The sequence below is a fragment of the Sorangium sp. So ce1504 genome, assembly GCF_051521635.1.
Taxonomy (GTDB): Bacteria; Myxococcota_A; Polyangia; order Polyangiales; family Polyangiaceae; genus Sorangium; species Sorangium cellulosum_B.
Genome location: NZ_CP150365.1, coordinates 4,072,953 through 4,093,962 on the forward strand (window position 1 = coordinate 4,072,953; position 21,010 = coordinate 4,093,962).

General features: G+C 72.7%; 15 protein-coding genes and 2 tRNA genes. 7 read left to right on the forward strand and 10 right to left on the reverse strand.

What is annotated here, in order from left to right:
* The first annotated feature begins 124 nt into the window (after positions 1-124).
* Positions 125-1,015 (forward strand): helix-turn-helix domain-containing protein, encoded by an 891-nt coding sequence (locus WMF39_RS15445; protein WP_437746272.1) that lies wholly within the window; start codon positions 125-127, stop codon positions 1,013-1,015.
* Positions 1,016-1,045: 30 nt separating this feature from the next.
* Here WMF39_RS15445 and WMF39_RS15450 read toward each other — a convergent pair whose 3' ends face one another.
* The 4 genes from WMF39_RS15450 to WMF39_RS15465 form a co-directional block, all read right to left on the reverse strand.
* Positions 1,046-2,737 carry a right-handed parallel beta-helix repeat-containing protein gene (locus WMF39_RS15450; protein WP_437746273.1) on the reverse strand — a complete coding sequence of 564 codons (1,692 nt, stop codon included), beginning with the start codon at positions 2,735-2,737 and terminating at the stop codon, positions 1,046-1,048.
* A gap of 62 nt (positions 2,738-2,799) precedes the next feature.
* The gene (locus tag WMF39_RS15455; RefSeq protein ID WP_437746274.1) at positions 2,800-3,693 is read right to left on the reverse strand and encodes a LysR family transcriptional regulator; all 894 of its coding nucleotides are present in this window, start codon (positions 3,691-3,693) and stop codon (positions 2,800-2,802) included.
* Between the two features lie 135 nt (positions 3,694-3,828).
* Positions 3,829-5,070, reverse strand: coding sequence for a hypothetical protein (locus WMF39_RS15460; RefSeq protein ID WP_437746275.1), 1,242 nt, complete (start codon positions 5,068-5,070; stop codon positions 3,829-3,831).
* 77 nt (positions 5,071-5,147) lie between these two features.
* Positions 5,148-9,650, reverse strand: a complete 4,503-nt coding sequence (locus WMF39_RS15465) for a DUF2339 domain-containing protein (RefSeq protein WP_437746276.1) — start codon at positions 9,648-9,650, stop codon at positions 5,148-5,150.
* A 295-nt stretch (positions 9,651-9,945) separates the two neighbouring features.
* Here WMF39_RS15465 and WMF39_RS15470 point away from each other — a divergent pair, with 295 nt between their 5' ends.
* Entirely contained in the window at positions 9,946-10,212 is a 267-nt protein-coding gene (locus tag WMF39_RS15470; protein ID WP_157906672.1) for a hypothetical protein, read from the forward strand.
* 27 nt (positions 10,213-10,239) lie between these two features.
* Here the strand turns inward: WMF39_RS15470 and WMF39_RS15475 are convergent, their stop codons facing one another.
* Positions 10,240-11,127, reverse strand: a complete 888-nt coding sequence (locus WMF39_RS15475; protein ID WP_437746277.1) for a DNA adenine methylase — start codon at positions 11,125-11,127, stop codon at positions 10,240-10,242.
* Between the two features lie 547 nt (positions 11,128-11,674).
* On the opposite strand from WMF39_RS15475, the gene WMF39_RS15480 reads away from it, so the two are divergent.
* Positions 11,675-12,646, forward strand: coding sequence for a hypothetical protein (locus tag WMF39_RS15480; RefSeq protein ID WP_437746278.1), 972 nt, complete (start codon positions 11,675-11,677; stop codon positions 12,644-12,646).
* Between the two features lie 32 nt (positions 12,647-12,678).
* On the opposite strand, the gene WMF39_RS15485 is transcribed toward WMF39_RS15480, so the two are convergent.
* From WMF39_RS15485 to WMF39_RS15495, 3 genes are all read right to left on the reverse strand, one after another.
* On the reverse strand, positions 12,679-13,389 hold the full coding sequence (locus WMF39_RS15485; RefSeq protein WP_437746279.1) for an NUDIX hydrolase: 711 nt from the start codon (positions 13,387-13,389) through the stop codon (positions 12,679-12,681).
* A gap of 151 nt (positions 13,390-13,540) precedes the next feature.
* Positions 13,541-13,615 (reverse strand) — tRNA-Glu (locus tag WMF39_RS15490).
* A gap of 39 nt (positions 13,616-13,654) precedes the next feature.
* Positions 13,655-13,728 (reverse strand) — tRNA-Gln (locus tag WMF39_RS15495).
* A 656-nt stretch (positions 13,729-14,384) separates the two neighbouring features.
* Here WMF39_RS15495 and groES point away from each other — a divergent pair.
* The 4 genes from groES to WMF39_RS15515 all read left to right on the forward strand — a co-directional run bounded on the left by groES (position 14,385) and on the right by WMF39_RS15515 (position 18,065).
* Positions 14,385-14,684, forward strand: coding sequence for a co-chaperone GroES (gene groES / locus WMF39_RS15500; RefSeq protein WP_272097991.1), 300 nt, complete (start codon positions 14,385-14,387; stop codon positions 14,682-14,684).
* A 68-nt stretch (positions 14,685-14,752) separates the two neighbouring features.
* On the forward strand, positions 14,753-16,441 hold the full coding sequence (gene groL / locus WMF39_RS15505; protein ID WP_437746280.1) for a chaperonin GroEL: 1,689 nt from the start codon (positions 14,753-14,755) through the stop codon (positions 16,439-16,441).
* 195 nt (positions 16,442-16,636) lie between these two features.
* Positions 16,637-17,293 carry a Crp/Fnr family transcriptional regulator gene (locus tag WMF39_RS15510; protein ID WP_437746281.1) on the forward strand — a complete coding sequence of 219 codons (657 nt, stop codon included), beginning with the start codon at positions 16,637-16,639 and terminating at the stop codon, positions 17,291-17,293.
* A 4-nt stretch (positions 17,294-17,297) separates the two neighbouring features.
* Complete coding sequence (locus tag WMF39_RS15515) at positions 17,298-18,065, forward strand: MBL fold metallo-hydrolase (protein WP_437552641.1); 768 nt, start codon at positions 17,298-17,300, stop codon at positions 18,063-18,065.
* Positions 18,066-18,317: 252 nt separating this feature from the next.
* On the opposite strand, the gene WMF39_RS15520 is transcribed toward WMF39_RS15515, so the two are convergent.
* Both WMF39_RS15520 and WMF39_RS15525 read right to left on the reverse strand, forming a co-directional pair.
* Complete coding sequence (locus WMF39_RS15520; RefSeq protein ID WP_437746282.1) at positions 18,318-19,136, reverse strand: PP2C family protein-serine/threonine phosphatase; 819 nt, start codon at positions 19,134-19,136, stop codon at positions 18,318-18,320.
* A 233-nt stretch (positions 19,137-19,369) separates the two neighbouring features.
* A complete protein-coding gene (locus WMF39_RS15525) occupies positions 19,370-21,007 on the reverse strand; it encodes an FAD-dependent oxidoreductase (RefSeq protein WP_437746283.1) in 1,638 nt (545 codons plus the stop codon).
* Positions 21,008-21,010: the final 3 nt, after the last annotated feature.

A 21,010-nucleotide genomic window follows, 5' to 3' on the forward strand; every position in this document is an offset into this window, starting at 1 on the left:
CGGCGACAGGCATCCTAGGGCGGGCGGGAAGGGCGCTATAGAACGCCGCTGCGCTCCCTGGAACCGGGCTGCTGCGTTGACCGGCCCCGCGCCGCGGGCGCATGCTGGGGCCGGCTCTCCGATGATGTCCCGCGTCTCCCGCAGCGCCATCCCGTTCGTCCGCGCCGGCACCCGCGAGCCCATCGAGGCGCTCCGGCAGGCGGAGATCCGCGCGTCCAGCCGCTCGCTGCGCTGGACCGGCATGGTGGCCGAGCTCGGCGTGAACCCGTCCTGGGAGACAGACCACCTCGCCGTCGCCGGCCACTACATCGCCATCAACCTCGCGGACGCGCCGCTGCGCTTCGAGCGAAAGGGCCAGCGCGGCTTCGAGCGCGTGGAGATGCCGCCCGGCAGCCTCTGGCTCCAGCCCGCGGAGGTCCCTTTCTCCCATCGCGTGAGCGAGCCCACGATCTATGGCGCGCTCGTGCTCGACCCCGCGCGGCTCGCGCGGCTCGCAGGGGTGCGGGAGCTGCTGATCGAGCCCCGCGTGGGGCTCGTGGACGCCCAGATCGAGCATGTGCTCCGCGCGCTGCTGGTCGAGGTCTCGCGCGGCGGCGCCACGGGCGCGCTCTTCGCGGACGCGATGCTCTCCGGGCTCGCGGCGCGCCTCGGCGCCCGCCATGCGGTCCAGGCGGAACGGCCGGCTCGGGGCGGGCTCTCCCCTGCGACGCTGCGGCGCTTGCTCGACTACATCGAGGCGCACCTCGGCGACGATTTCGGGCTGGAGGCGCTCTCCGGCGTGGCCGGGCTGAGCCCCGCGCACATGGCGCGGGAGTTCAAGCGAGCGTTGGGGGAGCCGCCGCTCGCCTACGTGACGCGGCGGCGGCTCGATCGCGCGCGCGAGGCGCTGCTCGCGGGCGACGTCCCGATCGGGGAGCTCGCGCGCGCGCTCGGCTTCGCCGACCAGAGCCACCTGACACGGCTCTTCAGGCGGCGGTTCGGGATCACCCCGGGCGCCCTCGCCCGTACCCGGTGATCGCCCCCGGCGGCGCGAGGCGCTCGCCGCTCAGGGCAGCCGGATGCTGAGGTTGGCTATCCCGTCCGGAGGGCCGTCGAGGGGAGGGGAGCCGAGCGTCCATTTGCGGACCGGCGTGCCCGGCGGCAGGCCGACGTAGTTGTGGCGGTGCCGGGACCCGTTGAGGTGCGCCCGGTTGCCGGTGAAGGCGCTGAGCCCCGCGGGATCCTCGTTCTGGATGCCGTAAAGCGTGTTCCTCGACAGCGTGTTTCCCTCGACCAGCGCGCGCGCGCAGGCCCTCAGCCAGATCCCTTTGCCGTCGTTGTTCGCGGACTGGCAGCCGATGATCCTCGCGTCGCTCTGCCTCTCGAGCAGGAACCCCGCGCCCTTCTGAGGATCGCCGCGCGACGGACCGGCGTCGACGGGCGGGGCCGGCGGTTGCACGAACAGGGGCGTGCGGTGGACCGTGTTGCCGTCGGCGATGCAGTCGACGAACGCGTTGCCCTCGCCGCCCACGAGGCCGCCCTGCGGATCCGCGAGCGGCGTCGACGCGATGAACCCGGCCGCCAGCCCGTCGTCCTCGGCGGTCCCGCTCGCGTTCCTGTTCCCCACGGCCACGCAGCGCCTCAGCACCACGTGGCGGGTCGCGTGGAGCGCGAAGCCGCCGGCGGGCGCGTCCGCGCTCGCGCCGTGGTTGCCGATCGCGCGGCAACCCTCGAGAAGCCCGCGGTACACCGCCCTGCCGATGCGAAAGCCGAGCGCGGAGAAGTCCTTGACCGCATCGGCGGAGGCGGCCGGGTTCGCGTTGTAGTTCCCGTCCGCCTCGCACTCGACCATCTCCAGGTTGCTCGTTGTCGAGATGTTGAACCCGCACGCGCGGTTCCCGGTGAGCGTGAAGTTCCGGTTCGCCCTGCAGCGCAGGAATTTGTAGTTCTCTCCCCACGCGAAGAAGCCGGCCGGCTCTCCGCCCGACGTGTTGTCGTGCGCCTCGCAGTCCTCCACGAGTACGTTGCGGCAGATGACGAAGTCGGCGCCGACGACGTTGAACTGCACGCCGCTCGGCTGGGCGCTGGTGTTCGCCGTGCGGTTGAACACGCACCCTTTGACCTGCACGTCGTCGCAGAACAGGACGAGCGCGCCCAGCGTCACGACGAAATCGAGCCGGCTCGTGTTCTCCGAGCACACGCAGTTGATCATCCGGATCCCTTCGGCGAAGGCGACGCCGCCGGCCGCGTCCCGGGCGCCCATCACGAAGATCCCGCCGTTGCGGCACAGGAAGCCCGTGTCGAACACGCCGTCGCCGCCGCACCGCCGGACCGACAGATCGAGCAGATCCAGCTGGCTGCACGCCCTGGCGGCGATCCCCACCCCCTGGATCCCGAGCACGCTGCCGTTCCTGAGGACGAGCCGCGTCCTCCCCTCGGCGAACACGCCCACGTTCCCGGAGACGACCTCGCCCCGGCAAGACCTCGCGCCCGGGTCGGGGGCGACGACGGGCGCCGGAGGGTCGATCTGCCGCAGCGTCCTGCCGCACAGGTCGAGGGTGACGTCGTCGCTCGCGATCGTGATGGCCCGCGCGTTCGCGTCGTGCGCCACCCAGTCGACGTCTTCCACGAGGGTGTACACGCCGGGCGCCGTGATGACGAAGGGGACGCGGCGCTCCGGGTCCGGTCCGCCGTTGATGTCCTGCGCCGTGATCGGCGTCGCGGGGAGGCGCGCGCTGGCGCCGGGGAGCTCGCTCATGGTCCTCGGGCGGGAGTCTACGCCGTTCAGCCCGCTCCGCGCCGCGCTGGCGAGCGCGCGCCTCACTGGATCGGCACCGCGCGCAGCGACTCGGCGAGCTTCGCGTAGAGCGAGCTCCGCGGGTCGTCGCGCCGGTAGATGAGCCGGAAATGATCGCGCGCGAGGGGCGCGGACGGCAGGATCCGCTTCAGCTTGCCGCCGCGGAGCTCGGCGGCGACCATGTGGCGCGGCAGCACGGCGACGCCCTCGCCGGCGAGCACCAGCGCCTTGATGGCGGCGCCGAGCCCCACCCAGCGGTGCCGCGCGAACGCGAAGGAGCCGGCGCCGCCCGCCTGATCCGCGAGGTACCGGAACAGCGGCATGGTCGGGTCGATGTCGAGCAGGCAGTGCCGCGACGCGTGCTCCGGGCGGGCGAACGCCTCGCGCCGGAGCAGCTTGGGGGAGGCGACGAACGCGTAGCGCTCCTCGTGCAGCGTCTCCGCCGCCAGGCTCGTGGCGCTCCAGCGCGCGCTGGTGACGACGCAATCGACGCTGCGGTCGTAGAGGCGCTTCAGCAGGTCGTCGGAGGCGCCGAAGTAGAGGTGGAGCGTCAGCTCGGGGCGCCGCCGTGTCAGCGCGCCGAGCTGGGGGACGATCCACGACATCCCGAGCTCGAACCGCGTGCCGAGCGTCAGCTCGACCGGAGCGGGCGCGGGGCCCATCGCGCTGCGGAGGCAGTCCTCGGCGAGCGCCAGGCACTGGCGGGCGCGCGGCAGCAAGGCGAGCCCGCGCGGCGTCAGCTGCACCCGGCGCGTGGTGCGCTCGAACAGCGGAGCGCCGATCTGCTCCTCGATCTGCCGGATGCGCTGGCCGAACGCGGCGGGGCTGAGCGCCACGGCGCGCGCTGCGGTCCGGAAGTTCAGCGTCCGCGCCGCGGCCTCGAAGCAGGCGAGGTTCTCCAAGGAAGGGAGCAGCACCGCGGCATCGTATCGTTCAGCGCAACAATCCCGGCCATGAAATACGGGATCGCGCCGGCCAGGGCGCGCGGTCCACCTCGCGCCGCGGCCGGCGCGCGTGATCCGGAGGGCTCGGGTGGTCCGGATCCCGGGCCGCTACCGGGGATCCTCGACGGGCGCGGTCTCGAGCGGGACGGTGCCGCCGTTCGCGACCCATTTGAAGCCGTCGACGAGCGCGGTCGAGTCGAGCCTTTCGTCGCCGGTGTCGAAGATCATGAACCGCAGCTTGAGCTCCTCGCCGCCGGTCACCGGGGCCCGCGTGCGCAGCCAGCCGGTCGCGCCGGCGTCGTTCCAGAGCCCGAAGCCGGTGCCCTCGAGCTCGTCCGTCCCGAGCGGGCAGTCCTCGCAGACCTCGAAGAAGCTGAGTTTGACGCTGACGGGGTTGCCAAGGCTATCGAACGAGAGATTGCCGTTGAGCGACCCTGGCGGGGCCGGCGTCGCCAGGGCGACGAACTGGTCGTTGAAGCAGTCCTCGACGAACTCGGGGTATTCGAAGGTGTAGAACTTGAACGCGAACTCGTAGCCTGTCGCGTTCGTCGGCGTGCGGATGACGAGCTCGAGGGCGATGTCGTCGTTGATGTTCGCCGAGGGAGCGCACTCGGGGCTGCCTTGCGGGAAGCCGGGCGGCGCCTCGCCCGGCCCGTAGTTCTTGCAGCTATCCGCGTTGCACGCGCCCGGCCACCGGGCGATCCGGGCGCGACCCGAGGACAGGACGAGCAGGCGGGTCCCGCCCTGCGGGTGCACGTTGGGGCCGAAGGAATCGAGCACGCCCACCGCGGGCGAGGGCTCCGCGGGCGAGCCGTCGCCGCGCACGTACTGCGCGCTCAGCACGCCCCACTTCCTGTCGCCGGGCGACGCCCTGGCGCAGAGGTCGATCGCGTGCGCCCCGTGGATGGCGTCGAAGTCGGCGGGAGCGATGTTCCTGTCGCAGGCCGGCGGCGCGTCGTCGATCACGCCATCGCAGTCCTCGTCGGCCGGCTCGGGCACCGCGCCGCTCGGGTCGGGCTCCGTGATCACGACCTCGACGGCGCCTGGGTTGACGTTCGTGTCGCCGTCGTTGCAGTCGCCGTCCTCGATGGTGAACCCGTCGCCGTCCTCGTCGGGCGACGGGCCCTCCTCCTCCGGCGCGCCGCCGTCGCCGAAATCAGCCCAGGAGCCCGTCGACTCCACGCGTCCGCCGGCGCCCGCCTCGGCCGTCGTGGCGCTGGTCGCGCCCCCGCCGCCGCCCTCGCCAGGCGCCTGCTGGTTGCGCGCCGTCGCGGAGCACGCGCCCGAGGCCCAGAGCGCCGCCCCGACGCTCGCGCAGAGACCCAAGTAGACGAAGCGCCCGCCTCTCATGGTGCATCCACCTCGATGGTTGGTCCGGACCGCCGGAGCGCCGCGTCCCCGGCGACCCACGGCAACATGCGAGCACATCACGGCCCGGGCTCGCTGTCTTCTGTTCGCTGCCGCGGCGGCGCGGGGTCGTCGGGCGGCGCGCCTCGCTCCCGTTCCCCTCGCTTCAGGAGCCGCGCGGCCCACAGCGAGAGCGCGAGCAACCCGACGGCCAGCGCGCCCCCGATCGGCGCGCGGTGCCGCTCGGTGAACGGAAGGTCGCGCGCGACAGGGGCGGCGCCGAGCTCCGGGTTTGCCGCTGCGGCGCCGAGCCTCGCGGCAGGGGGACGCTCGCGCACGGTGTGGTCGAGCAGGTCGGCCAGATCGTAGCTCGGGCGCTTGCCGAGCGCGTCGCCGACGTAGAGCCGGTGCGGCCCCGGCCGCGCGGCGCGGAACACGACCTCGCGCGCCCGCACCTCGCCTTGCGCGCCCGAGAGGGAGAGCGGCGCCGAGTCGCCGTCGTGGATCGTGAGCCGGAGGAATCGCTTCCGGGTGGGGATGAGCGGGATCCGTGTCGACGCGAGCGAGGGCCCTGACTCACCGTGCGGACGGATGCGATGGATCATGCCGCTCCCCACGGCCGGCCAGACCGCGCGGTACGTGGTCGAGGCGACGTCGACGCGGCGGCTGAACTCCGGCGTGGCGACGTCGAGGAGGACGGCCTCCAGCGGCGCGCCGTCGGCGCCGGCGTCGAGCGTGACGAGCGTCGTCTTCGCCTCGCTGTCCCGCTGCGTCTCGACGATCGCGAGCGGCGGGAGCGCGGGGGACTCGGTGGGGGCCTGCGGCTCGCACGAGACGGCGCCGCCCGTGATCCGGACGTCCGCGGCCGCGTCGCGCGCCGGGGCGCCCTGGGGGACAAGGCGGATCCGGACCAGGGCGGCGCGCGAGAGGGGATAGCGGACCGACAGGTGCTCGACCGTCTCCGAGCCCTGGGGGATGCGGTACACGTGGGCGCCGCGCGCGACCTCGCTGAGCGACCTCGGAGCCGCGCCGGTCTCGACCCGCGCCTCGCGGAGGAAGCTGCCGCCGGTGACGCTGAGCTCGACGCGGCAGTGGCGCGTGCCGGGCGCGTCGAGCGCCCAGGTCGCGTGCGCCACGCCGGCGGCGTCGACCCCCGGATCGAGCATCGTGGCCGCGATCCGCCCGGAGGCGTGCGCGGCGCCCGGCTCGCGGATCACGTAGGGCACCTCGGCGCCGTCGGGGCCTGCGATGCGGACGTCGGCGAGCAGCTCTTCCGCGCGGCTCTCGCGGTAGAGGTCGAGATCGACGTCGACGCGGTGGTCGCCGGCGGCGTCCACGCCCTCGATGGGCCGGACGAGCGCGTGCCTCTCGGTCGGGAGCGCCGCGCCGGTCTGCGCCTCGGCGGGCCGCGCGAGGCTCATCGCCGCGAGCAGCGCGAGCGGCCCGGCCGCGCCCCGCGATCCGGCGCGCAGGAGCGTCACGAGGCGCCGGCCGAACCGCGCGTAGAGGAACCCTCCGCCGACGAGCAGCGCCCCGACGCCCGTGAAGAGGGCGATCTGGTAGATGCGCTCGACGTGCCAGACGTCCCAGGTCACGAGCTTCGCGATGGTGACGGCGAACAGGGAGAGCCCGGCGTAGCGATGGAAGGCGTCGCGCGCCGCGAACCCCGCGGTGAGCAGCGCGATCGCCGCGAGGGCGAGCACGAGCGTGGTCGCCATCGCGAGGCTGCCTTGCTGGCCCTCGAGGGCGGCGCGGTGCTGCACGGTGAGCTCGGCGAACTCGGCCGCGTCGAGCGGGGCAGGGGGGGCGGCGGGGAGCGCGGTGATCGCGCTCCGCACCTCGAGGACGACGGTCGTGATGAGCAGGGCATACCCCGCGCCCAGCGCCGCCACCGCGGCGCCGCGCAGCTCGGCGCGCGCGGCGTCCAGGGGGCGGGCGAACGCCGCGCGCGACAGCAGCCGCCCCGCGGCGAGCAGGGCGGCGCTCACGCCCGCGAACGCATAGGTCCTCGCGTTGAGCAGGACGGGAACCGCCATCGTCCCATCGCGGCCGTGCGTCGCGAACCAGGTCGTCACGAGCGCCTCGGCCTCGGCCCGATCGACGACGAGCGCCCGCGCGAGGGCGGCGCCGAAGAGCAGCAGGGTGACGGCGAGCCAGGCGCGCTCGCCGGTGCGCGCCGCGATCGCGGCCGCCACGGCCGCGAGGATGCTCCAGACCACGGTGACCGTCGCGCCGCCGAGCCCGAACGCGACGGCCGCGGCGAACAGGGCGAGCGCCTGTCCGAGGAGCAGGGCGATGCGATCGGCGGGGGGCGCGGCGCCGGCGCGGGTCACGCCGGCGCGGAGGAGCGCGGCGCCGAGCGCCAGGTCCAGGGCGCCGGCGCCCGCGGTGAGCAGCGCGCGGAGCGTCGGCGTGTCCTCCGGCGTGGCGCCGAGCGCGGCCGCGACGAACCCGAGCGTCGCCACGCACGCGGCGAGCGCGTCGGACCACGAGAGCGCCGGCGCGCCGGGCTCGCGCGTGCGCCGCGCCGAGGCGCCCGCGGCGCCGAGGAACACCAGCATGACGAGCGCTGATGCGCCGAGGAAACTTGCGTTGACGGCGCTCACGGCGTCGACGGCATCGGCGGCCGCCGAGGCGCCCGCGTCCGCCGGCGCGATCGCGAAATGCGCGGCCGCCGCGAGCGCGCCTGCCGAGACGATCGCCGCGGCGAGGAGCAGGGCGGGGAGCGCGGCGCGCGCGGCCGTCCACGCCGCGAGGGCGGCCGCGCCCGCGAGCGCGAGCGCGAAGAGCGCCGCATCGGCCTCGATCAGCAGCATGCCCGCGGTGCAGGCGAAGAGCGCTGCGCCGGCGGAGCACGCGATGGCGGTCTTCCGATCGAGCTGACCCGCGAGCCCGGCGCCGCGGAGCCACCCCGCGAGGTAGACGAGCGTCCAGGCCGCGACGAGCGCGACCAGCGTCGTCCGGTGCGCGGCAGGCGCGTCCGCGAACGTCGCGGCGAAGGCGAGGAAGGCGGCGCCCATCGGCGCCAGCAGCCAGGCGCTCTCCTCCAGCGCGCGCAGGGCGACCAGCGCCGCGAGCGCGAGCGCGACGGCGGTGGCTGTGAGCGCGCGCGGCGCGTCGAAGAGCAGCGCGGTCGCGCCCGCGTGGGCGAGCACGAGCGCAGCGATGCTGGTCGCCGTGGCGTCCGCGCGCGCCGCGACGCGGAGGAGGCCGGTCGCTGCCGCGCCGGTCGGCGCGGCGCTTCGGTCGGGGCTCGAGGCGGGCGCGCGCCGCAGCCACAGCGCGCGCAGGATGCCCTGCGCCGCGGCGAGCGCGATGAACGCGAGGGGCGCCGCGCGCGCGGCGAGCGGGAAGTAGGGCCCCGGGAGCGCCTGCGCGGGCGAGTCGAGCCAGGGCGCCGCGTCCGGGTCTCCGCCGGCCGGGGCGGCGCTGGCGTCGAAGTGCGTGGCGTACCAGCCCCAGAACAGCGCCGTATGGCCTGCGATCGCGAGCCACGGCGCGACGCGGAAGCCGAGCCTCGCTGCGACGGCGTGGGCGACGCTCGTCATGAGCAGGAGGTAGCCGAACAGGACGAGCGGCCGGTCCTGCCCCGTCGACAGCACGACGGGGTTGAGGAAGCCGGCGACGAGGCTGAGGATCAGGATGGCCTCGCCGCGGTGGCGGAGCGCGAGGCCGGCGCCGAGCAGGAGGAGCGCCGTGTCCGCCGCGAATGCCGCGGGGATCGGGACGAGCTCGTACAGCGCGGCGCTCGCCCACACCGACGCGATCAGGACCGAGAGGCCGAGGCCGATGAGCGTGTGGACGAAGCGACGCTGCGCGCGCCCGCGGAGCACCTCGGCGATCGCGAGGAGCGCGGCGCCGGTCGCGGCGCCGATCGCGACGCGCCCGAACGGCCCGATCCAGGCGTTGTCCGAGGCGTACTTGAAGAAGAAGAGCGCGCCGAGCAAGAAGGTGGTCGCGCCTGCGCGGGTGAGCCAGGTGAGGCCGAGCCGCTCCTCGATGGAGGGTCGCTCCGGGGCTTCGCGGTGCGCGGGCGAGCCGGCGCCGGACGCGCTCGCGTCGAGCGTCGCCGCGGGGCGAGGCGCTCGAGGCATCGGAGGAGCGGCGGGACTCGGGAACGCGATCGCGGGGGGCGCCGCGGCCTCCGCGGCGGCGAACGCCGTGGACGCGACCGCCGGGGGCGCGGTGGCGGTCGGATGCGCGATCTCGGGAGGCGCGCCGGCGGTCGCCATGTCGAGCGCGGGCGGCGCGCCGGCGGTCGCCGCGTCGAGCGCGGGCGGCGCACCTGCGCCCTCGGCGTCGAGCGCGGGGTGCGCCGCCGCTGGGGGCGGGATCGCGCCCTGGGCAATCCGCTCTTGCTCCAGGTCGTGTGTGCTTCGTGGGCTCTCCGCCGCTGCGGTGAGCGCTGCGCGGCCGCGCAGCCCGGAGAGCTCGGCCACCCGGTGCTCCAGCGCGTGGATCCGAAGCAGCAGGTCCTCGTTGCGCCGGTTGGCCCGGACGGCGAACACGAAGGCGACGAGCGGGGCAACCAGGAGATAGCCGACGAGCGCGAGCCCGAAGAAGACGACGATTCCTGCCCCCATGCATGCTTCGTAGCATGGGGTGCGCGTCGCAGGCGCCGCCCGTCCGCGCGACGATGCCTGTGCTGTTCACGCTGCTCGCGCCGACGGCCCCATCGGAAGGGGAGGACCTTTCGGCGCGCGCTGGGATTCGGGTAAGGTGCATCCGCATGAGGAACACACGCCTGCCTGATCGCCGCGCGCCGGGCGCCTGCTATCTTCCCCGTGTTCCCGGACGGCGGCGTTGCTCGGGGGGGGAGCGCGGCCATTCGGGAACAGTTCTTCTGTCCTCTCGACCTTCTGCGGCGGAGACATCGCGATGGTGAAGCACCCGACCGTCTCTGCATGGCAGCGGGATCACGAGGAAGGTGGTTATACGGCCGAGCTGCACGGCTGGACCTTGCGGGTCCGCTGGATACCCGAGCGCCCGGGGGAGGTCCGCGGCTTCGTGTGGGAGGCCGTCGATCCCTCGGGGAACAAGGTCACCTCGCGCGAGATCCACGAGGAGATCGAGGTGGCGATGGCGTACGCCGAGGAGCGCGCGGCCCCCGATCCGGAGAAGCGCGAGGGGAAGACCGTCGATTGAGCCGCGCGCCGCGCGGCGGCGCCGGGCTCAGCCCGCCTTGTCTGCGGGCGCCGCCTTGCGGCTCCGCCTGGCCCCGTAGTTCCGGATCACGATCTCCCCCACGCGGCCTCTGGCGTCGCTCTTCGCGTTGATGCTCCGGAGCGCCGCGACGCGGTCGATCTTGAACCGCTTGTAGAGCGGCGGGATCTCCGGAACATCGGAGTTCGAGAGCATCACCTGGACGCCTCGCCCGTCGAGCTCCGCGAAGAGGGCGGCGAGGCGCTCCTGGTCGCGGAAGCCGAAGCCGCCCGCGCTGTAGGACGTGAAGTTCGCGGTCGACGAGACCGGCGAGTACGGCGGGTCCAGGTACACGAAGTCGCCTTCTTGGGCGTGATCGAGCACGCGCTCGAAGTCGCGGACCTCGATCTCGACGCCCTGCAGCGCCGCCGAGCAGGCCCGCAGCTGGGGCGGGTTGCAGATGGACGGCTTGACGTAGCGGCCGAAAGGCACGTTGAAGCGGCCGGCGCTGTTGACCCGGTAGAGCCCGTTGAACCCCGTCTTGTTCAGGAAGATGGTCCGCGCGGCGCGCTCGGGCAGCGTGAGCGAGGCGGGATCGACGTCGCGAACCTTGTAGTAGTGCGTCTCCTCGTAGGCGTGGCTGCCCAGCGCGGCGATCACCTCGTCGACCCGATCGCGCACCGCCCGGTAGCAGTCGATGAGCTCGGCGTTGACGTCCGTCAGCGTCGCGCGCTTCGGCTGCAGGCAGAAGAAGAGCGCGGCCCCCCCCATGAAGGGCTCGAAGTAGCGCCCGTAGGACGCGGGGAGGAGCGGCTGGAACTGCCGGAGCAGCTGGCCCTTGCCGCCCGCCCATTTGAGAAACGGGCGGGGCGTCACGGGCGCGTCGTCGTCGGGGTCGGTGACAAGGGCGGTGGTCATCGCGCAATACTGGACGCCAACCTACCAGGGCGCGCGATCGTCCTCAACCGCCGAAGGTCACCGCGAGCGAGCACCCTGGTCCGACGCGCCTCGCCGGTCCGCCCCCGACGCGCGGGTGCCCGGGGCCATGGGTCTCTCCAGGCTAGGTCGTTCTATGTCCATGCCGCGGCCCCGTCGGGCGGCGATGTGCCTTGAGATCGACAGTGGATGTTGGCGTGATTCGTTAGTGATTCCAATTGCTTGTAAGCATGCATGAGCGTGCGTGTCCCAGCTGGAGCGCTGCCCGGATCATGGCATGTCGCCGCTTGCGCGATCGCCGAGCAGGGATAAGTTGAAGTCTCGACACGCGGGCTGGACAGCCGCTGGTGGAGCGGAGTTCTCCCGCATTCGCGCACCGCCGTGTCAGGCCATCTCGCCGGTGGACCTGCGCGGCGCGGCAGGGGCTCGCTCGGGCGCTGGGCGCGGGCGTCCCGCGCCGGGTGGCGGCTCCTCGAGGGGCCGCCACGCGTGGAAGCCGCCGTTGCTTCTCGACAGGAGGGATGCCGCCATGATGCTTGCCTTCGACCTCGATCGCGACGACGCCCCGCAGCAGCGCGGCCCCGGTCCTGCGGACGGACCGGGTTGTTTCGGTGAAGCCGCGGACTACCGTGCTCAGCGGATCCTGTACGCCGCCCGCGACTGGATCGGCGAGCAGGACGGCATCACCACCGACGGCCGCTCGCTCATCCTGCTGCACGCCCAGCGGACGCCGCCGGAGCGGCGCGAGGCGCTCGTGCGCTGCTTCGAGCGCGTGATCCTGCACGCCCCCCGGCCGGAGCTCGCCGCGCTCTCGGCGTCGCTGCGCCAGGCGGGGCTCTCCGTGGACGAGGACCTCTCGGTGATGGGCGCCCCGGCCGGCGAGGTGCGCGCCGCCGTGCAGGGGCTCAGCCGGTTTCGCACATTCCCGCCGGGCCTGCGCCTGTCCAGGGTGTCGCCGGACGACGACGAGGCGTCGATCCGCGCGATCCAGGAGCTTCAGGCCGAGAGCGGCCACGCTCCGCTCCCGGGGTGGTACCTGCGCGGCGGCGAGGGGCGCTCCTTGACGCTCGCGCTGCGCGACGGCGCGGGGGCGTTGATCGGCTGCGCCACCCTGTGCGTCATGACGCGGCCACAGCCTGCCGAGATCGGCGGGCGCGAGGCGCTCGCCCAGCTCGGGCTGCTGGGCGCCCCGCCGCTCTGGATCTCCGATGTGGGCGAGGCGCCCTCGTGGACGGCCATGCCGATCTGCACCTCTCTGCGCGAGGACCACCGCGGGCGGGGGCTCGGGGCCCCCCTGCAGGCCGCGGCGCTCCGGGAAGGGCATGATCGCTTCGGGATCCGGTGGTTCTACGCGCTCGTCAGGGCCGGCGACGAGATCGCCAAGCGCATGAACGCGCGTTGCGGGCTCGCCCCGCACCGCGCCGAAGGGTTCCTCGTCGCGTCGGCGGTGCCCCCCGAGAAGCCCCGGCGGCCGGCCGACGGCCGCCGCGGCTCAGGCTGACAGCACGGGCGCGAGGAGAAAGCGCCGCCGCCCTAGCCGAGGAGCCATGGGGCCGGCGCCTCGCCCGCGAGGCGCCGGCGGATCGTGTCGAGCGCGCGCTCGAAATAGCCGTCGCGCGCGACCACGAACTCATCGAGCCGCACGTCGCGCGGCTCGACCTTCACGGCGCCCGCGGCGTCCGGCGGCCGCCGCACGAGGCCGCTCGCGTGGGGCACCTCGCCTCGAACGAGGCGCAGCGCCGCGCCGAGCGGGAGCGACAGCAGCGCGGTCACCTCGCGCGGATCGGGACGCAGCTCCTCGAGCGCGTGTCGGGTCGTCGCGAGCAGCACGTCCTGCAGCTCGCGATCGACGATGCCCGGCGCGTGATCGTCCTGGCTGCGGCGCGTGCCGAGCCGGACCACGTCGCGCGGCGCGAGCGGCAGGCCGATCTCCTCCTCCGCCTCGCGCAGCGCCCCCGCGAGATCCTCTCCGGCGTGGTAGTGCCCCGACACGGCGACCTCGAGCGCGCCGGGCCAGGTGTCCTTGTCGGGGCTGCGCTGCTGGAAGAGCACCCAGGGCTCCGCGGCGCTCTGGCCGCTGTCCGGCTCCAGGCCATCGGGCCCCCGCTCGAGGAGCACCCACACGTGAACGCTCCGGTGCCAGTCGCCGTCGCGGTGAACGAGCCTGCGCGCCTTGCGCACGCCGAGCGACCGGCCCCCGTCATCGAGGATGTCGAAGAGCTCCTCTTCGTCCTGCGCCGCCATGCGCTAGAGGGTAGCGCAACGTGAACGGAGCAGGACGTCTTCGCTGAACTGCGTGCTCGCGCTCGTCAGATGACGCTGTGCTTCGCGCCGTGCTCGACGCACGACATCGGACGGAAGCAGCAGGGAACGAGGCGAGGGGAGGGGAGTGAAGTGGCGATCCCAGCGGGAATCGAACCCGCGTTACCGGCGTGAGAGGCCGATGTCCTAACCGCTAGACGATGGGACCTTGTTCTGTGGAGAAGACCGACAGCAAAGCTGAGCGGCCTGGCTGGGGGACAAGGATTCGAACCTTGATAGCAAGAGCCAGAATCTTGCGTCCTGCCGTTAGACGATCCCCCAAGGGGTCAGCGCCGTGTTCATCAGCGCCACGGGCCGCGGAATCTACTCGGGCTGCCTGGATTGTCAAGCGATCGAAATCGGACCCGCCAAAGAAAAATGCCCACCGCCAAAAATCGCCCATATTTCGGGTGGTTCGGGCGCTTCGCGGGTTGAGCAAGGCCTCCCCCTGCTCAACCCTTCGCTCAACCCGCTCCGCCCTCGTTGCATGCCGTCCGTTGCCGTCGCTCGTCGCTCGTCGCTCGTCGCTCGTCGCTCGTCGCTCGTCGCTCGTCGCTCGTCCTCGTCGCGCTGCTGTCGCCGCGCTCTCGCCATGATCCGTCCAGATTGTTTCCGCGCTGTCGGAGGGGGGCTCGTCCCTGAGGAGGCTCCACGATGTCGCGACCGCGCCCTCGCCGTCGCTTCTCCAGGCATCTCGGCTTCGCCGCTCGGGACTCTCGGCCCCGGAAAAGTCGCGGCTCCCTGCTGCGTGCCCTTGACGCGCCGGGTGACTGATTTACTTTCGCCCGCGGTTTAGCCACCGGCCTAGGAGAGTGCCAAGACACTGGGATCTCGGGCACTTAGCTCTCGTCGCGCGGGCGGAACGCCCCAGCGGGGGGGCGAACGGGACCTCCGGCGAGCCGATGGTCAGTCAACAAGCCGAGGACGAGGGAGCCAGCATGAAAATCAGGCCGCTGCAGGATCGGATTGTCGTCAAGCGCGTCGAGAGCGAGACGAAGACCAAGGGGGGCATCATCATCCCCGACGCCGCGAAGGAGAAGCCGATCGAGGGGCGCGTCGTCGCGGTGGGCAACGGCAAGGTCCTGAAGGACGGCAAGGTTCGCCCGCTCGATGTGAAGGTCGGGGACAAGGTGCTGTTCGGCAAGTACAGCGGCACCGAGGTGAAGCTCGACGGCGAGGAGCACGTGCTCATCCGCGAGGACGACGTGCTCGCCGTGACCGAGTCCGCCGCGACGTGAACCAGGTCCGAGGCAACCGAACGCAAGCGTTCGTACACGCGGCCGCGCGGCCGCGAGGGGATTGATAGATGGCTGCGAAGCAGATCGTTTTTAGCCGCGGCGCCCGCGCCGCGATCCTCAAGGGCGTGAACACGCTCGCCGATGCGGTCAAGGTGACCCTCGGGCCGAAGGGGCGGAACGTCGTCATCGAGAAGAGCTGGGGCTCCCCGGTCGTGACGAAGGACGGCGTCACGGTCGCCAAGGAGGTCGAGCTCGCCGGCAAGCTCGAGAACATGGGCGCCCAGATGGTGCGCGAGGTCGCCTCGAAGACCAGCGACAAGGCCGGCGACGGCACGACGACGGCGACGGTGCTGGCGCAGGCGATCTTCGGCGAGGGCCTCAAGCTCGTCGAGGCCGGCCACAACCCGATGGATCTGAAGCGCGGCATCGACGCGGCGGTCGCGAAGGTCATCGAGGCCGTGCAGAAGGTCGCCAAGCCGACCAAGGACAAGGACCAGATCGCCCAGGTCGCCACGGTCAGCGCCAACGGCGACAAGGAGATCGGCCAGATCCTCGCCGACGCCATGGAGAAGGTCGGTAAGGAGGGCGTGATCACGGTCGAGGAGAACAAGCGCATGACGACGGAGCTCGAGACCGTCGACGGCATGCAGTTCGACCGCGGCTACCTCTCGCCCTACTTCGTGACCGACCCCGAGAAGATGACCGCGGTGCTCACGAACCCGCTCATCCTCGTGCACGAGAAGAAGATCTCGGCCATGGCCGACCTCCTGCCGCTGCTCGAGCAGGTGGTGAAGCAGGGGCGCGAGCTGCTCATCCTCTCCGAGGACGTCGAGGGTGAGGCGCTCGCCACGCTCGTCGTGAACAAGCTGCGCGGCACGATCAAGGTCGCCGCCGTGAAGGCGCCCGGCTTCGGCGATCGCCGCAAGGACATGCTGAAGGACATCGCCATCCTCACGGGCGCGACGCCGTTCATGGAGGACCTCGGTCAGAAGCTCGAGAGCGCCACGGTGCGCGACCTCGGGACGGCCAAGCGGGTCGAGATCGACAAGGACAACACGGTCATCGTCGACGGCCAGGGCGACAAGGGCGCCATCAAGGGCCGCATCGAGGCGATCCGCAAGCAGATCGCGGACACGACGAGCGACTACGATCGCGAGAAGCTCCAGGAGCGGCTCGCGAAGCTCGCCGGCGGCGTCGCGGTGGTGAAGGTCGGCGCGGCGACCGAGACCGAGATGAAGGAGAAGAAGGCGCGCGTCGAGGACGCGCTGCACGCGACCCGCGCCGCCGTCGAGGAAGGCATCGTGGTCGGCGGCGGCGTGGCCCTCTTCCGGGCTGCCGCCTCGCTGGAGTCGCTCAAGTTCAACGACGAGCGCGACGTCGGCGTGCGGCTCGTGCGCCGCGCCGTCGAGGCGCCGCTCCGCCAGATCGCCCAGAACGCGGGGGTCGACGGGACGGTGGTCGCGGAGAAGGTCCGGTCGGGCGCGCCGACGTTCGGCTACAACGCCGCGACCGACTCGTACGAGGACCTGCTCGCCGGAGGCGTCATCGATCCGGCCAAGGTCGTGCGGCACGCGCTCTCCAACGCGGCCAGCGTCGCCGCGCTGATGCTCACGACCGAGGCCCTCGTCGCCGAGAAGCCCAAGAAGGAGAAGGCCGCGGCCGGCGGGGCTCCCGGCGGCATGGGCGGCATGGGCGGCATGGGGGGTATGGGCGGCATGGGGGGTATGGGCGGCATGGGCGACTTCGACATGGGTTGATCGCCTGTCCGCGCCGCTCTCGGGCTGCCGCCGCCTCCGTGCGGCGCCGGCCCGCCGAGCGCGCTGCCCCGACGAAGCGGGCCGAGGGGTCCTCCAAAGCATGCTGGCTTGGGGGGCCCCTCGCGTTTTGTGAGCGCCAGCGCTCTTGCCCGGGTTTTTGACCCGCGGTCACGTGGGGCGCTAGACTCCAGGGCAATGTCGGAGTCGTCGTTCGCCCGCTATGGCCGCGAGTATGTGCCGGGCGACGTGCTCTTTCGTGAGGGTGACTCCGGCGACGTCATGTTCGTCATCCAGTCGGGCGCCGTGCGGATCACGAAGTCGGTCGCCGGCGAGGACAAGGTGCTCGCGGTGTTCGGGCCCGGCGAGTTCGTCGGCGAGATGGCGATCTTGAACGGCAAGCCCCGGAACGCGACGGCCACCGTGAGCGAGCCGTCCCGCTGCCTCGTGATCGACGCGCGGAAGCTGGAGGTCATGCTGCAGCGCGACGTCGAGATAGCGCTCCGTCTCCTCAAGAAGCTGGCGAAGCGGCTCGACGCGGCGAACTCGCTCGTCGAGATCCTCATGCACCGTGACCCGAAGGCGCGCGTGATGCTGGCGCTCGCGCGCCACGCCGAGGCCTTCGGGGAGGAGACGCCTGAAGGCATACGCGTCCGCTCCTCTCCCGAGGACATCGCGCGCGAGGTCGACGTCGAGCAAGAGACGGTGGACGAGGTGATGAAGCGGCTCCGCCGGCTGAAGCTCCTCTCGTACGGGCCGCCTGGACCCGCGGCGATCATGGTGACCGACATGCGCAGGTTCCGGGATTTCATCGAGTTCCTGGACATGCCGCAGAAGTTCGGCGGAGAGAGCTGAACCAGTGGAGCTGCGTGTCATCGGCTGCCACGGCGGGGAGACCCCCAGGCATCGCACGTGCGCGTTCGTCGTGGACGACATCCTCGCGATCGACGCCGGCTCGCTGACCAGCGGGCTCGAGGTGAAGGACCAGGCGCGCATCGAGGCGTGCCTGGTGAGCCACGCGCACCTCGATCACATCCGCGACCTGGCCACGATCGCGGACAACCGTTGCCAGCTCGGGTGCCCGCCGCTCGTGATCGCGGGCACCCGCGAGACGCTGCGCACGCTCAAGAAGCACTTCTTCAACAACGTGCTCTGGCCCGATTTCGCGGTGATCCCGAGCGCCGGGCAGCCGACCATCCAGTACCTCGAGCTCAAGCCGGAGCGCCCCACGCCGGTCGCCGGGCGGCTCGTGCGCGCGGTCCACGTGACGCACACGATCGACGCGTCGGCGTTCGTGATCGAAGGGGACGGCGGCGCGATCGCGTACAGCGGCGACACCGGGCCCACGGAGCGGCTGTGGGAGGTGCTGAACCAGCAGCAGGACCTCCGCGCGCTGCTGATGGAGGTCAGCTTCCCCAACCGGGAGCAGCGCCTCGCCACCGTGAGCGGCCACCACACGCCGCAGACGCTCGCCCTCGAGCTCCAGAAGTTCCGCGCGCCGAGGGATCTGCCGACGATGCTCTACCACATCAAGCCGGTCTTCCAGGCCGAGGTAGAGCGAGAGTGCGCCGCGCTGAAGGGGCTGAACCTGGAGGTCCTTCAGCTCATGGATCACTTCGTCCTGTAGCCGGCGCATCGGCGCGGGCTGTAGCCGGCGCATCGGCGCGGGGCGTCCGCGGCGTCGTGTGCGCGCGGGTGATGGTGGCGCTGCGCTCGACGCGATCGTCGCGCCGAGCTGCCCGGCCCGAGGGGGGATCGCTCGCTGCTCCGGGCGAGAGCGCACCGCGCAGGAGGTGAGGCCTGCGCGGCGTCGGTGTCGGTGTCGGGAGCTCGCGCGCGACGCGACGCGACCGTAGAGCAGAGCGGCGCGGAGCGCGGGCTAGCGGCTTTCCTGGGTGGGCTCGTCGTTGAAGGGGCGCTTGCCGTCGGGCACCTCTTCGACGCGGGCGAGGACGACCGTGATGTTGTCGGTGCCGCCGAAGTAGTTCGCCCGATCGATGAGCGCCTTGCACGCAGCGTCCAGCGAGCCGCTGGACATCACGAGCTCGAGGATCTGATCGTCGCTCACCAGCCCCGACAGGCCGTCCGAGCAGAGGAGGTACACGTCACCGTGCCGCGTCTCGTCCGTCACGAGATCGACGAGGACGTCCTCGCGGATGCCAAGCGCGCGCGTGATGACGTTGGCCGGCAGCTGCCGGACCTCCTCCTCGGTCATCCACGGCGCCATGTGCGCCGCGTCGCTGACGAGCGAGTGGTCACGGGTGAGCTGCGTGATCTGGCTGTCGCGCAGGCGATAGCAGCGGCTGTCCCCGACGTGACCCACCGTCACGTGCTCGGCGTCCTTGGAGAACATCGCCGCCACGATCGTCGTGCCCATGCCGAAGTCGGCGAGCGTCTTCAGCGAGCGATCGAAGATGCGCCGGTTCGCCAGCCTGAGGCCGGTGACGACGTAGTTCTCCTCCTCGGTCAGGTTCGGATCGGCTGGGAAGGGCCAGGTGGCGTCCCTCCCGACCGTCACGGACAAGAAGTCCGAGAGGGTGTTCACGGCAAGCTGGCTCGCAACGTCGCCCGAGCGATGTCCGCCCATTCCATCCGCCACGGCCACGACACGGTACTCCTCGCTGACGAGGAGGTTGTCCTCATTGTGGTCCCGGAGGAGCCCGGTATCCGTCATCCCGGCAAACCGGGTCCGCAACATGGGCAGAGAGTAGACGCGGAGCAGGGGGGCAGCGCAAGTTCAAGGCGAGGGCAAAGCTGAAATCCTGGGCCTGATCTCCCACAGCGGCCGCTCCATGGCCGCTGGAAGCGGCCGGCGGCAGGGGTAGAGGACCCTTCCGGAGGCGCTCGCTCGCCGGACGCACTTTGCTCTTGAAAGATGGGAGAGGACGTGGGGCTCCGCGCGGCGCGCGCCGAGGCGACGGGCGCTCGAGCTCAGAGCCAGCTCTCGCCGATCGCGATCCCCGCCGAGGCCGCGATCGTCTCGGCGGCGCGCACGCCGCACGCGTGCGCCTCCTCGAAGAGCGCCATCCCCGGCTGATCGACGTGGGCCCAGGCGACGCGCTCGGACAGCGCGCAGCGCGGCTCGAACGGCCGCGGGCCGAGGAAGCCGGGGCGCGGGCGCGGCATCGCGTGCCCCCAGATCATGACGTCCATCCGCTCGACGTCGTCGCGCAGGTGCGGGTGCGCCGGCGCGAGATCGCGCAGCACGCCGTCGGCGAGCGACGCCCACGGCGCGCGGAGCAGCGCCGCGCGCGCCGCGGCGACGTCCGGCCCGCCGAAGGCGCGGTAGTAGGTCAGCACGGTGCGCTGCACCGGCGTCGCGAGGCGCGACCGCTGCGTCGTCGCCGCCGCGAGATCGGTGAGCTGGTGGCGCGCGTCGACGTAGCCGAGCCCCTCCGCGCCGTAGAGGACGGAATCCCACGCGTGGTTGGGATCGATGGGCCTTTCGACGTGCAGGTTCGCCACGAGCCACGCCGACGCGACCCGCTCCGGCAGCTCGCCCGCCGCGCTCCCCGCGAAGATCCGGCGCACGACGAACGCCGGCGCCGCGAGGATCGCCGCGCGGGCCTCGACGCGGCGCGCCTCGCCGCGCTGCAGGTCGACGTAGTCGATCTCGACGCGGCCGCTCGGCTGCGGGCGCACCGACGTGACGAGCGCGCCGAGGGACACGCGCGGCGCCGCGCGCTCGATCAGCGCCTTCACGAGCCGGCCGTTGCCCTCGGGCCAGACGAGATAGCGGCTGCCCGCGAGCTCGGGCGCGCGCGCCTTGCGCCCTGCGAAGTAGTGCAGCCCGGCCCAGGCCGAGATCTCCTCGAGCGCGCCGCCGAAGTCGTCGAGCATCGCGTAGCGCACGTACCAGCGCAGGAACGGCGTGCGGTACCCCTCGCGATCGAGCCACGCCGCCATGCTCATCCGGTCGAGCTGGAGGAGCTCGGGGTCGCGGGAGGAGCGATCGAGCGGGATCTGAAACGCCGGGCGGCCGTCGCTGCCGGTGAGCTCCGTGAGCTCCTCCTCGAGCGCGTGGAACCTCTCGAGCTCGTCCAGCGCCTCGCCCGAGAGCGCGTCGACCGGCGCGAGGCCGCTGTGCCACGCGCCCTCGTAGAACAGCCGCTCGCCCGGCGCGTGGCACAGCCGCCGCGGATCGAACACGGGGCGCCCCGCCGCGTCCCACCCGGTGACGACGCCCATCTGCTCGAGCAGCCGCAGCGTCGCGCGCGCCTCGACGTTCGGCGCGGCGAGGTAGTGCGCGCCCCACGGGTACGGCACGACGCCGTCGTCGCCCCACGCGCTCGTGCCGCCCGGCCTCGGCTCGAGCTCGAGGACGCGCAGATCGAGCCCGGCGCCGGCGAGCCGCCACGCGGCCGACAACCCGCTCACCCCGCCGCCGACGATCACGACGTCCGCGCGCTCGGCGGGGCCGCTCGCCGCGGGCAGCGGGCCGCCGCGGAGCAGGTGGCCCGCGCCGTGGGCCGCGCCGACGATCTCGCCGGCGAGCGGCGCGCGCCCCGGCGAGGCCGTGTGCACGACCCAGCCCGCGGCCACGGAGCTCAGGAAGCCGCGGCGGTTCACCGG

Excerpts from the sequence above, each read along its gene's own strand:
- WMF39_RS15445 (WP_437746272.1), top strand. The coding sequence starts at position 125 with ATGTCCCGCGTCTCCCGCAGCGCCATCCCGTTCGTCCGCGCCGGCACC.
- WMF39_RS15450 (WP_437746273.1), bottom strand. The coding sequence starts at position 2,737 with ATGAGCGAGCTCCCCGGCGCCAGCGCGCGCCTCCCCGCGACGCCGATC.
- WMF39_RS15460 (WP_437746275.1), bottom strand. The coding sequence starts at position 5,070 with ATGAGAGGCGGGCGCTTCGTCTACTTGGGTCTCTGCGCGAGCGTCGGG.
- WMF39_RS15465 (WP_437746276.1), bottom strand. The coding sequence starts at position 9,650 with ATGGGGGCAGGAATCGTCGTCTTCTTCGGGCTCGCGCTCGTCGGCTAT.
- WMF39_RS15470 (WP_157906672.1), top strand. The coding sequence starts at position 9,946 with ATGGTGAAGCACCCGACCGTCTCTGCATGGCAGCGGGATCACGAGGAA.
- WMF39_RS15475 (WP_437746277.1), bottom strand. The coding sequence starts at position 11,127 with ATGACCACCGCCCTTGTCACCGACCCCGACGACGACGCGCCCGTGACG.
- WMF39_RS15480 (WP_437746278.1), top strand. The coding sequence starts at position 11,675 with ATGATGCTTGCCTTCGACCTCGATCGCGACGACGCCCCGCAGCAGCGC.
- WMF39_RS15485 (WP_437746279.1), bottom strand. The coding sequence starts at position 13,389 with ATGGCGGCGCAGGACGAAGAGGAGCTCTTCGACATCCTCGATGACGGG.
- groES (WP_272097991.1), top strand. The coding sequence starts at position 14,385 with ATGAAAATCAGGCCGCTGCAGGATCGGATTGTCGTCAAGCGCGTCGAG.
- groL (WP_437746280.1), top strand. The coding sequence starts at position 14,753 with ATGGCTGCGAAGCAGATCGTTTTTAGCCGCGGCGCCCGCGCCGCGATC.
- WMF39_RS15510 (WP_437746281.1), top strand. The coding sequence starts at position 16,637 with ATGTCGGAGTCGTCGTTCGCCCGCTATGGCCGCGAGTATGTGCCGGGC.
- WMF39_RS15520 (WP_437746282.1), bottom strand. The coding sequence starts at position 19,136 with ATGTTGCGGACCCGGTTTGCCGGGATGACGGATACCGGGCTCCTCCGG.